We start from the raw sequence: 10,910 nt of genomic DNA, 5'->3' as shown, positions 1-10,910 counted from the left end.
CGATCTGCTCGGCCGATTCCACCGCCAGCACGAACCACATGTTCAGCGGCGTGGCGCCGGGCTGGTCGGGGTGGGCCGATTCGCGGCGGTAGTTGTGCGCCACTTCGTTCATCGCATCGAGCTGGGCCGCGACCGCGTCAAAGCGCGCTTCGGGCACGGCCAGCGCGGCCAGCACGAAGCGGCCACCGGCGCGTTCGATCTGGAACAGCGGCCCGAAGCGGGTGAGGTCGCCATGCGAGAGCAGGCGCTGCAGGCGGTCGAGCACCGCGTCTTCGCTGCAGCCGAGCTGGGCGGCCACCTCGGCAAAGGGCCGGTCGCTCAGCGGAAAGCCGCCGTGCAGGAAGCTGACCAGGCGGGCGTCATCGGGCGTGAGCATGGGGCACCTCCGGCACAGGGATCACCATGGGCGGACAGGCCGGGGCACTGGCCCAGCCACGGAAACGGCGCGCCCCGGTTTGCTTGAAGCGGCGGGTGGAGAACAGCACCGCGCGCGGGTGCCGTGCCAGGCCCGCGTCGCGCGTCACCCGCTCGATCACGGCCATGACAGCGTCGCGGTGGGTGCCGTGCACCATGGCGTACAGGTTGTAGGGCCAGCCCTGGGCACGCGCGCGGCGGTAGGCCAGGGTCACCCCGGCCTGTTCGGCCAGCGCCCGGCCGCAGGCGTCGACCTGGTCGTTGGGCACGTCGAACACCGTCATGGCGTTGGCGGCAAAACCCAGCTCGTGGTGGCGCACCACCACGCCAAAGCGCTTGAGCCGCCCCTGCAGCAGCCAGCTGCCGATGCGTTCGGTCACCCAGTCTTCGCTCTGCCCCAGTTCGTCGGCCCACTGGGCGTAGGGTCGTTCGACCAGGGGCAGGCCAGCCTCGACGCGGCGGGCCAGTGGCCACAGATCGGTGGGCAACGGGGCCGGGGTGGTGGTGGCCGGGGCGGCGCGCATGGGCCGGCGGGCGGTGTCACCGCCCAGGTCGAAGCCCAGATCGATGCGGTAAGGCCGCAGCATGCGCAGGCGCAGCGCCGGCAGGCCGGTGGCGTGTTCGAGCGCGTCCACCCCCGCGTCCACCGCGCTGCGGTCGGCACCGGTCATGACGAACCAGAGGTTGTGGTGGTGCTCGCGCAGGTAGTTGTGGTTGACGCCCGGGTGGGCCGAGACGGTGGCGGCCACGTCGTCGATGCGGTGGGCCGGCACGGCCATGGCGGCCAGCACCGCGTCGCCGCCGCTGCCGTGGGCGAACACGCCGCCGATGCGGCTGAGGCGGCCGTCGTCCTGCGCCAGGCGCAGCGTGATCAGCACCTGATCGCGCGACAGACCGGTCTGCGTGCCGAGTTCACCGAACGGGTCGCGGCACAGCGGGAAACCGTGCTGCCAGTCGTTGAGCAGACGCAGCTCGGGTTGCATGGCGGCGCGCATCGCGGGGTTCACGGCGGCATCCATGGCTCAGAACCCCATGCGCGCAGCGCGCGAGGTAAAGAAGATGCCGCTGGGTGCGGGGACATCCAGCCGCGCGCGGGTGGCAAAGCTCTGCGTGTCGACCACGCTCACACGGTTCTCGTCGCGGCTGCTGATCCACACCGCGTCGCCACGCGGGGTGAATTCCATGTGCAGCACAGCCTTGCCAGGCTCCAGCGTCTGCACGATCTGCTGACGCTGGGTGTCGATGACCTGCACGCGGTGGTAGTCGGGCACGGCGAAGTTGACCCAGACCTGGCGGCCGTCGGGCCGCGCCATCACGAACACCGGCTGGCCCGCCACCGGGATGCGGCCCACCTCCTGCCAGCTGTCGGTGTCCACCACCAGCACCTCGTGCCGGCCGATGGCGGGCAGGTAGGCGCGGCGCCCGGCCACGGCCCAGCCGCGCAGGTGCGGCATCTTGTAGACCGGCAGCGACTCCTGGCCCTTGCCATAGCCGCCGAGGATGCGGCGCACCTTGGGCTGATCGGCCCAGAGATCGAGCATCGCCAGACCGTCTTCACCGAACAGGCCGGCGATGTAGTGGCGGCCATCGGGTGTGACCAGAGCGTCGTAGGGCTGGCGGCCGATGGCGTCGAATTTGTGGGTGGTGACGCGCTTCGGGTCCGAACAGTCGGTGACCCAGATCGCGTCGGCGTCGAACAGGCTGTAGGCGAAACGCCGGCCCGGCAGATCGACCAGGCCGACGACGCGAGAACGTTGGAGCCCCCCGGCGCCTTCGGACGCCGGCCCCCCGAGGGGGATCTCGCCCGAGCTTGGAGCGGCCCGGCGCTCGGTCTCGGGCTTGCCGGGCGCGTATTCGGCCGGAATGTCAGCGACGAGTTCCAGCGTGCGCGCGTCGAACACCTTCACGCCGCCGGGCGTGTAGTTCTGCGCCGCCACCAGCGTGCCGTCGGCACTGATGGCGCCGCCGATGGAGTTGCCGGCCTGCATCACACGGTGGGTGATGCGCTGGGTGAGGAGGTCGACCATGGTCAGCCCGCCGTCGCGCCCGAACACGTAGGCGTAACGACCGTCGCGCGAGAACACCACCGAGGCGTGGGACAGGTCGCCCAGGCCGGGCACCTCGCCGATCAGCGCGCGGGTGGAGGTGTCCACCAGGTACAGCGTGCCGTTGGCGCGGCCGATGACCACGCCCAGGTCGCCGGTGCCGCGCAGCACGGGCGCGGCGCAACCGGTGAGGCTGCCGAACGCGGCGACAGAAGACAGGGTGGCCGCAGCGGCCAGCCATTCGCGGCGCTTCATCGAACACCTTCACTTTCTTCCGGAAAGCCCTGCTGCAGGCGCAGCGCGATCCAGCGTGCCTCAGGCTCGCTGAGCATCGCCTTCCAGGGCGGCATGGGGGTGCCCGGCCGGCCATGGAAGATCACGGCGGCCAGGCTGTCAATGGGGAAATCGGCCAGGGCCTCGCGCGTGAGCGCCGGGCCGAGGCCGCCGGTCAGGCGCATGCCGTGGCACGAACCGCAGTCCTGCCGCACCATGCGCACCAGCTCGCGGGCACGCGAGGCATCGGGCGCAGGCGCCGACTGCGCGAAGGCCGACACGGGCCCCAGCAGCAGCGCAGACAGGACAGCAGCGACACGCAGCACGGCAGGCCTCCCGGATCAGGACTTGAGGATCACCGCGACGGCGTCCTTGAGGTCGGGGTCGGCGATCTTGTCGGGCCCGTTGGGCGACATGGGGATGGGCCCGAAGGTGCCCGACCCGCCCTTGCGGACCTTGTCGAACAGCTTGGCCGAGACGTCCTGCCCCTTGTACTTGGCCGCGATGTCCTTGAACGAAGGCCCGACCAGCTTCTTGTCCTTGGCATGGCAGGCCATGCACCCGGACTTGTTCAAGGCCGCCTCGCCATCGGCGAACGCAGCGCCAGAACCCAGCGCCATGAACGACGCCAGCAACAGCAGATTCAGTTTCTTCATGAAGCTCTCCAAAAGAAAGAACACAACAACAACGAAGTGACTTCACTCCAGGGGCCCCGTGGAACCGGCTCCGCCGGGCCACAGGGGCCGTCCCCCCTCGAAGCGCCGCAGGCGCGCCACGGAGGGGGGAAGCCGCGTCAGCGGCGCAGGGGGGAGTCCTCAATACACATCGTGCTGGGTGTTGTGCACGTTGAAGTGCCCGGTCGGCGTGATCAGGCGCGGGTCCTTGATCACGGCCTAGAGCTTGAGCGTCTTGTCGTCCACGATCACCAGCGCGCTCTGCTTGTTCTTGGCGCTCCAGACCGAGAACCAGACCTCGTCACCGGCCTTGTTGAACTCGGGCTGCACGACGCGCTTGGCGCCGTCGTCCTGGATGCCCGCCCACTCGGCGATCGGCAGCACGGTGTAGCCCTTGGCCAGGTTGTTGATGTCGTACACCGCGACCGATTGCGAGATCTTCGGGTCGGGGTTGAGCGGCGAGTCCGAGTACAGGTGGGTGCTCTTGGGGTGGCTCTTGATGAACAGCGCACCACCGCCCTGGCCGGTCAGGGTCTGCACCACTTTCCAGGCGCTCTTGGGGTGCTTGACCGGGTCGGTGCCGATCAGCGAGATGCTGTCGTCGCCCAGGTGGCCGGTGGACCAGACCGGCCCGTAGGTCGGGTGGGTGAAGTTGGCGCCGCGGCCCGGGTGGGGGATCTTGCCCACGTCGATCAGCTGGGTCAGCTTGCCTTCTTTCAGGTCCACCGCCGCGATCTTGTTGCTGTTGTTGGCCGCCACCATGAAGTAGCGCTTGGTCGAGTCCAAGCCGCCGTCGTGCAGAAAGCGCGCGGTGCCAATCGTCGTGACCTTGAGCGCGTCGATGTTGGAGTAGTCCACCAGCAGGGTCTGGCCGGTTTCCTTGACGTTCACCACGAACTCGGGCTTGTAGTGGCTGCCCACGATGGAGGCCACGCGCGGCTCGGGGTGGTATTCCTGCTTGTCCACCGTGTTGCCGCGGGTGGAGATGATCTTCAGCGGCTCCAGCGTGTCGCCGTTCATGATCAAGAACTGGGGCGGCCAGTAGGAACCGGCGATCGCGTACTTGTCTTCAAAGCCCTTGTACTTGCTGGTCTCCACCGAACGCGCTTCCAGGCCGGTGCGGATCTCGGCCACGTTGTCAGGCTTTTCCATCCACAGGTCGATCATGTTGATCTTGGCGTCGCGCCCGATCACGAACAGGTAGCGACCCGAGGCCGACAGGCGGGAGATGTGCACCGCGTAGCCGGTCTTGACGATGTTGATGATCTGCTTGGTGTCGCCGTCGATCAGCGCCACCTCACCGGTGTCGCGCAGCGTGGTGCTGAAGATGTTGGTGATGTTGTAGTTGTTCATCTTCTTCGTCGGCCGCTTCTCGGGCGGGACGATGACCTTCCAGGTGGCCTTCATGTCGGCCATGCTGTACTCGGGCGGCGTCGGCGCGTCGTGCTGGATGTAGCGGGCCATCAGGTCCACTTCCTTCTCGCTCATCTCGCCGCTGGTCTGCCAGTTGGGCATGCCGGCCGGCGAGCCGTAGGCGATGAAGACCTTGAGGTAGTCGGTGCCCTTGCCCTGGGTGATGTCGGGGGTCAGCGGCTTGCCGGTGGCGCCCTTGCGCAGCACGCCGTGGCAGCCGGCGCAGCGCTCGAAGTAGATCTTGCGCGCGGTGTCGAACTCGGCCTGCGTCATCGGCGGGGCCTTGGGGTTGGTCGACTGGTACATCGGCTCGCCCGCCAGGGGCGACCCGCCGGCCTGGTAGTTGGCTTCGGGCTGGGTGAGATTCTTCTTGTCCTGGGCAACGGCGCTGCCTGCGACCAGCATCGCGGCCATGGCCAGCGAGGACAGCACGATCTGAGTGGCTTTCATGGGTTTCTCTCTCTCCGTTCGGATCAGCTGTGGTGGTGATCCGGGCCCTCCCCGGGACACCGGAACCGCTCGCCGGGCAGCTGTCCAAGGCCTTTGCGCGAGCTGGGCACATGGTCGGCAAGGGGCCGCGCCCTGTCCTTGAACTGGTTCAAGGACGCGCCGCGATGGCTTGCGAACAATGACCCCAAGCCCCACAGACGCCCCACACAAGACCCACAGGAGAAACGCCATGAGCGCGATGGACGCCAGCCACCTGCTGATCGCAGCCGCCCACACCCCGCACTTGCAGGCACAGGCCCCCGGCACCGTCACCCTGGTGGGCGCCGGCCCGGGCGATCCGGAGCTGCTCACGCTCAAGGCCGTCAAGGCCTTGCAGGCCGCGTCGCTGGTGCTGTACGACCACCTCGTCAGCCCGGCCGTGCTGGCCTTCCTGCCACCCGACGCCGAGCGCGTGTACGTGGGCAAGGAATCGTCCCGCCACACGCTGCCGCAGGGCGACATCATCGAACTCATGGTGCGTCTGGCGCGCAGCGGGCGCGCGGTGCTGCGGCTCAAGGGTGGCGACGGCTACATCTTCGGCCGTGGCGGTGAAGAAGCGCAGGCCCTGGCCGCGCAGGGCATCCCGTTCACCGTGGTGCCCGGCCTCACGGCCGCGCAGGGCGCCGCGGCGTCGGTCGGCATCCCGCTCACCCACCGCGACCACGCCTGCTCGCTGGTGCTGTCCACCGGCCACCTGCGCGAGAACCGCCAGCTCGACATGGACTGGGACCTGCTTGCACGTCCGAACCAGACGGTTGTGCTCTACATGGGCGTGAACAACCTGCCCGAGATCTGCCGCCAGCTGGTGGCCCACGGCCTGCCGGCCGACACGCCGGCCGCGCTGGTGGAAAAGGCCACCCTGCCCGACGAGCGCTGCATCACCGGCACCCTGGCCGAGCTGCCCTCGCTCGCGCTGCGCCACCAGGTGCGGCCGCCGGCGCTGATCATGATCGGCTCGGTGGTGTCGGTGCGGGCACAGCTCATGCCGGCGGCCACCACAGCTGCAACCGAGGGCGACCCCGCCCTCCATGCCGCAGCCTGATAACAGAAAGATGGTCCCGCCACGGGTCAGGCGGGGCGCGCTTTGATAGGCTGGCGGGTCCACACCGAATCCACGCGACCGCCATGCCCCAGACCACCCTGACCCTGATCTCATCCATGGCCACCAAGGCCCTGCTGGCCGACCTGGTGGCCGCGTTCGCGCAGCAGCACCCGGACACCGGCGTCGCCATCACCTCGGTGGGCGGCGTGGACGCGGCCAAGCGCGTGGTGGCCGGCGAGGCCTTCGACATCGTGGCCCTGGCGTCCGACGCCATCGCCAGGCTCGCCACCAGCGGCCATGTGGTGGCCGACACCCGGGTGGACCTGGTGCATTCGGCGGTGGCGGTGGCCGTGCCGGCCGGCGCGCCGCTGCCCGACATCTCGACCGAAGCCGCGCTGAAAGCCGCCGTGCTGGCCGCACCCACGCTGGGCTACTCGACCGGCCCCAGCGGCGTGCAGCTGGCGGCCCTGTTCGAGCGCTGGGGCATTGCGCAGCAGATCGCCCCGCGCATCGTCACACCGCCGCCGGGCATCTCGGTCGGTTCGCTGGTGGCCAGGGGCGAGGTGGCGCTGGGCTTCCAGCAGCTCAGCGAAATGATGGGCGTGCCGGGCATACAGGTCATCGGCGGCCTGCCCGAGGCGGTGCAGATCGTCACCACCTTCTCGGCCGCGCGCGCCACGGTCAGCCCGCAGGCGGCGGCGGTGCAGACCTTCCTGGACTTCGCGGCGAGCCCGGCCACGGCCGACCTCAAGCGGCAGCACGGCATGACCCCGGCCTGACGTTCCGGCATCGGCCCGTTCGGGCTTTGTGCGAACGGGCTCCGCTGCTGGAGAAAGACCCGCTATCAGGCGAGGCACTGGCAAGCGTTGCCTTCACCCCCGCCCTCTCCCAAAGGGAGAGGGCGAAAGAGGGGCCGCCCTCCGCTCCGGCGCGAGGTGCCTCTACCCAGGGCACCCATGGAACGGGCTCCGCCCGGCCATAGGGTGCATCCCCTCCCAGCGCCGAAGGCGCGCCAGAGAGGGGGAAGCCGCGTCAGCCGCGCAGGGGGTGCTTGACCTATCGGCACGAATGTTGCTGCCGCTGAGGGCATGAAATCGGCTCTGAGTTTTTTGATGGCGGCCAAGCGCTGCGAGATCGCCGGTTTGCGGCAACTGGCGCTGACCAGCGAACTGGTCAACGCGGTGGCGCGGCTGGTGCACGCCCTGCAGCGCGAGCGGGGCCTGTCCAACCTGTACCTGGCGTCGCAGGGCCAGCGCTGGGCGGTGGAACGCCGCGAGCAGGTGGAGCACAGCCTGGTGCTGCAGGCCGAGGTGCTGGCCTGCTTCGAGCAGATGGACACCGAGGCCGCGCAAAGTGGCCACCGCGCCCGGCTGTTCGGCCGCATCGCCTACGCGCTGCAGGGCCTGGGCGCCCTGCCACGCCTGCGCGAACGGGTGCAAACACAGACATGGGACGCCGCCCGGGCCACGGCGGCCTACATCCGCCTGGTCAACGCACTGCTGGCGGTGGTGTTCGAAGCCGCCGACAGCGCCTGGGACCCGGGCATCTCGCGCCACTTGGTGGCGCTGTTCAATTTCATGCAGGGCAAGGAATTCGCCGGCCAGGAACGGGCCACCGGCTCGGCCCTGTTCGCCGCTGGTCGCGCCCACGCCGATGGGCAGCAGCGCCTGCTGCACCTGATCGACTCGCAGGAGCGCTGCCTGCAGGTGTTCAGCGATTTCGCCAGCGATCCGCTGCAGCAGGTCTGGCAGATGGCGCAGCGGCCCGACATCCTGGCCAGCCTGGAACGGCTGCGCCGCATCCTGGGCACCGCACCCGACGGCGCCGCCCTGGATGCCGGCACCAGCCAGACCTGGTTCGATGCCTGCACCCGCCGCATCGACGCCATGAAAACGGTGGAAGACGCCCTGGCCGCCGAGCTGCTGGCCCTGTGTGGCCAGCGCGTGCGCGCCGCCGAACTGGACCTGGCGGCCTTCGAACGCCTGCAGATCAGCGTGGCGGGCGCGACCACCGACACACCGCCACAGGACGAGGACTTTTTTGAAGACGACGCGGGCAAGGCCCCGCCGCTGCCGGTGACGCTGGCGCAACCCGGCCAGCCCTACGGCCCGCAGGTGGAGCGCTCCATCCTCGAACTGGTGCGCGACCAGGCGCAGCGCCTGCAGCACATGGGCGACGAGCTGGACACCGTGCGCGCCAGCCTGAACGAGCGCAAGACCATCGAACGCGCCAAGGGCCTGCTGATGGCCCACCGCCACCTGAGCGAAGACGCCGCGCACAAGACCATGCGCCAGATGGCCATGAACCAGAACCGCCGCCTGATCGAGGTGGCCGAGGCCGTGCTCTCCATGGCCGAGGTGCTGCCCGAGCGGCCGCTCTGACAGCGCGCACCGTGGCCGGGGCGCCCCGCCCTGCTGCAGCGCACAAGGAACGTGCCACGGCCGCCCCGCCGCGGGCAAGCGCACCAAGACAGGGCGCCCGCCTCCCCGCCTGCCGACCGGCCCCAGACAGTGGTTTTTCTTTTGAAATCAGGCACCTGCACACCATCCACGGGTAAACCCGACACCTGGCACGCTCCCTGCATAGGGACTGTCAACGGGCGGGGGCCAATGGCGGTTCCCACCTGATACGTCTTCCCAGACACGGACAACGGCGTCCATTGCCGACCTGCTGCAGCGCAGGTCACGCGATGGACGCCGTTGTGCTTTTGGCCCCCGGTTTTTTGACCCTGAAGGAGTTGGACATGACCGCAAGCAGCACCACCCCCACCACCCTGACCGTGCCCGCCGCGCCCGACACCGCGGCACCGGTCGAAGCCTCGCGCCGCGACTTCATCAAGAAGGGGGCGGCCGCCGCCACCTTCTTCTCCACCCTGGGCCACAGCGGCGTCTGGGCCGCCGGCTCTGACGCGCCCGAAAAGACCGAAGTCAAGATCGGCTTCATCCCGCTGACCGACTGCGCCAGCGTGGTGATGGCCAACGTGCTGGGCTTCGACAAGAAGTACGGCGTCACCATCGTCCCCACCAAGGAAGCGAGCTGGGCCGGCGTGCGCGACAAGCTGGTCAACGGCGAACTGGACTTCGCCCACGTGCTCTATGGCCTGGTCTACGGCCTGCACATGGGCACGGCCGGTCCCAAGAAAGACATGGCTGTGCTGATGAACCTGAACAACAACGGCCAGGCCATCACCCTGAGCAAGGCGCTGGCCGACAAGGGCGCGGTGGACGGTCCGTCGCTGGCCAAGTTCATGGCCGCCAACAAGCGCGAGTACACCTTCGCGGGCACTTTCCCGACCGGCACCCACGCCATGTGGATGCACTACTGGCTGGCCGCGGCCGGCATCAACCCACTGTCGGGCGCCAAACTGATCACCGTGCCGCCGCCGCAGATGGTGGCCAACATGCGCGTGGGCAACATGGACGGTTTCTGCGTGGGCGAGCCCTGGAACCACCGCGCCATCATGGACGGCATCGGCATCACGGCCAACACCACGCAGGACCTCTGGAAGGACCACCCCGAAAAGGTGCTGGGAACCTCGGCGGACTTCATGAAGAAGTACCCCAACACCACGCGCGCCGTGATGATGGCCGTGCTGGAAGCCAGCCGCTGGATCGATGCCGGCCTGCAGAACAAACTGAAGATGGCCGAGACCGTGGCGCAGAAGGCCTACATCAACACCGGGGTGGACGCGATCAACCAGCGCATCCTGGGCCGCTACCAGAACGGCCTGGGCAAGACCTGGGACGACCCCAACCACATGAAGTTCTTCAACGACGGCAAGGTCAACTTCCCGTACCTGTCCGACGGCATGTGGTTCGTCACGCAGCACAAGCGCTGGGGGCTGATCAAGAGCCACCCGGACTACCTTGCCGTCGCCAAGCAGGTCAACCAGATCGAGCTGTACAAGTCGGTCGCCGGCGCCATGGGCATCAGCGTGCCCAAGGAGTCGCTGCGCAGCAGCAAGCTGATGGACGGTGTGGTGTGGGACGGCAAAGACCCGGCCAAGTACGCCGACGGCTTCAGTATCAAGGCGTAACCCCCCGCGCCGGCCTTCGGCCGTCACCCCCCAAGGGGGGCAACGCTGGCGGCCCGGCAAAGCCGGTTCCGCAGCGTTCTGGGTTGAAGGCATTTCGTTCGTTGCTCTGAAAGGACATCCACCATGGTTGCCGCTGTTTTTCATTCACCGCTGGAAGCACCGGCCGCGCCAGCCGCCAGTGCCACGTTGTCACCCACCGCCCAAAACATGACCGCACCGACGCCTACCGCCACCGCCGCACCGGCACCCAAGAAACCGGCGCGCGATTTCCGCGGTTTCTGGATGGCGGTGTTGCCACCGATGCTGGGCCTGGCCCTGCTGGTGCTGGTGTGGCAGGCGATTGCCTCCACCAGCGACAGCGGCATCCCCAAGCCGGCCGAGACCTGGGCGCAGGCGGTGCAGGTGTTCTCCGATCCGTTCTACCGCAACGGCCCGAACGACCAGGGCGTGGGCTGGAACGTGCTGGCCTCGCTGCAGCGCGTGGCCATCGGCTTCGGCATGGCAGCGCTCGTCGGCATCCCGGC

The 10,910-nt window shown here is 68.7% G+C and carries 9 protein-coding genes and 2 pseudogenes; 5 read left to right on the top strand and 6 right to left on the bottom strand.

What is annotated here, in order from left to right:
- The 6 genes and pseudogenes from ACR2JA_RS10610 to ACR2JA_RS10585 all read right to left on the bottom strand — a co-directional run.
- Nucleotides 1-376: Lrp/AsnC family transcriptional regulator (locus tag ACR2JA_RS10610; RefSeq protein ID WP_434009048.1), on the bottom strand; the 376-nt coding region annotated here is incomplete at its 3' end.
- On the bottom strand, nucleotides 360-1,433 hold the full coding sequence (gene ahbB / locus ACR2JA_RS10605; RefSeq protein WP_434009047.1) for a siroheme decarboxylase subunit beta: 1,074 nt from the start codon (nucleotides 1,431-1,433) through the stop codon (nucleotides 360-362). The genes ACR2JA_RS10610 and ahbB, both read right to left, overlap by 17 nt.
- A 3-nt stretch (nucleotides 1,434-1,436) precedes the next feature.
- Nucleotides 1,437-2,714, bottom strand: coding sequence for a cytochrome D1 domain-containing protein (locus ACR2JA_RS10600; RefSeq protein WP_434009046.1), 1,278 nt, complete (start codon nucleotides 2,712-2,714; stop codon nucleotides 1,437-1,439).
- Entirely contained in the window at nucleotides 2,711-3,058 is a 348-nt protein-coding gene (locus tag ACR2JA_RS10595; RefSeq protein ID WP_434009045.1) for a c-type cytochrome, read from the bottom strand. Before ACR2JA_RS10595 ends, ACR2JA_RS10600 begins: the two co-directional genes overlap by 4 nt.
- A 15-nt stretch (nucleotides 3,059-3,073) precedes the next feature.
- A complete protein-coding gene (locus ACR2JA_RS10590; RefSeq protein ID WP_434009044.1) occupies nucleotides 3,074-3,388 on the bottom strand; it encodes a c-type cytochrome in 315 nt (104 codons plus the stop codon).
- A 159-nt stretch (nucleotides 3,389-3,547) separates the two neighbouring features.
- Nucleotides 3,548-5,269: pseudogene (locus tag ACR2JA_RS10585) on the bottom strand (cytochrome D1 domain-containing protein).
- Nucleotides 5,270-5,507: 238 nt separating this feature from the next.
- On the opposite strand from ACR2JA_RS10585, the gene cobA reads away from it, so the two are divergent.
- The 5 genes and pseudogenes from cobA to ACR2JA_RS10560 all read left to right on the top strand — a co-directional run.
- Nucleotides 5,508-6,350, top strand: coding sequence for a uroporphyrinogen-III C-methyltransferase (cobA, locus tag ACR2JA_RS10580; protein WP_434009049.1), 843 nt, complete (start codon nucleotides 5,508-5,510; stop codon nucleotides 6,348-6,350).
- An 83-nt stretch (nucleotides 6,351-6,433) separates the two neighbouring features.
- On the top strand, nucleotides 6,434-7,129 hold the full coding sequence (locus tag ACR2JA_RS10575) for a substrate-binding domain-containing protein (RefSeq protein ID WP_434009043.1): 696 nt from the start codon (nucleotides 6,434-6,436) through the stop codon (nucleotides 7,127-7,129).
- A 309-nt stretch (nucleotides 7,130-7,438) separates the two neighbouring features.
- Entirely contained in the window at nucleotides 7,439-8,731 is a 1,293-nt protein-coding gene (locus ACR2JA_RS10570) for a nitrate- and nitrite sensing domain-containing protein (RefSeq protein WP_434009042.1), read from the top strand.
- A 362-nt stretch (nucleotides 8,732-9,093) separates the two neighbouring features.
- Nucleotides 9,094-10,386 carry a CmpA/NrtA family ABC transporter substrate-binding protein gene (locus tag ACR2JA_RS10565; protein ID WP_434009041.1) on the top strand — a complete coding sequence of 431 codons (1,293 nt, stop codon included), beginning with the start codon at nucleotides 9,094-9,096 and terminating at the stop codon, nucleotides 10,384-10,386.
- Between the two features lie 123 nt (nucleotides 10,387-10,509).
- Nucleotides 10,510-10,910, top strand: a pseudogene (locus ACR2JA_RS10560) (nitrate ABC transporter permease); the annotation flags it as partial.

This window comes from Hydrogenophaga sp. (assembly GCF_051007235.1).
Classification (GTDB): domain Bacteria; phylum Pseudomonadota; class Gammaproteobacteria; order Burkholderiales; family Burkholderiaceae_C; genus Hydrogenophaga.
Note: the sequence above shows the minus strand (reverse complement) of the source record. Positions and strands in the feature narration are given on the sequence as shown.

Excerpts from the sequence above, each read along its gene's own strand:
- ahbB (WP_434009047.1), bottom strand. The coding sequence starts at position 1,433 with ATGGATGCCGCCGTGAACCCCGCGATGCGCGCCGCCATGCAACCCGAG.
- ACR2JA_RS10600 (WP_434009046.1), bottom strand. The coding sequence starts at position 2,714 with ATGAAGCGCCGCGAATGGCTGGCCGCTGCGGCCACCCTGTCTTCTGTC.
- ACR2JA_RS10590 (WP_434009044.1), bottom strand. The coding sequence starts at position 3,388 with ATGAAGAAACTGAATCTGCTGTTGCTGGCGTCGTTCATGGCGCTGGGT.
- cobA (WP_434009049.1), top strand. The coding sequence starts at position 5,508 with ATGGACGCCAGCCACCTGCTGATCGCAGCCGCCCACACCCCGCACTTG.
- ACR2JA_RS10575 (WP_434009043.1), top strand. The coding sequence starts at position 6,434 with ATGCCCCAGACCACCCTGACCCTGATCTCATCCATGGCCACCAAGGCC.
- ACR2JA_RS10570 (WP_434009042.1), top strand. The coding sequence starts at position 7,439 with ATGAAATCGGCTCTGAGTTTTTTGATGGCGGCCAAGCGCTGCGAGATC.
- ACR2JA_RS10565 (WP_434009041.1), top strand. The coding sequence starts at position 9,094 with ATGACCGCAAGCAGCACCACCCCCACCACCCTGACCGTGCCCGCCGCG.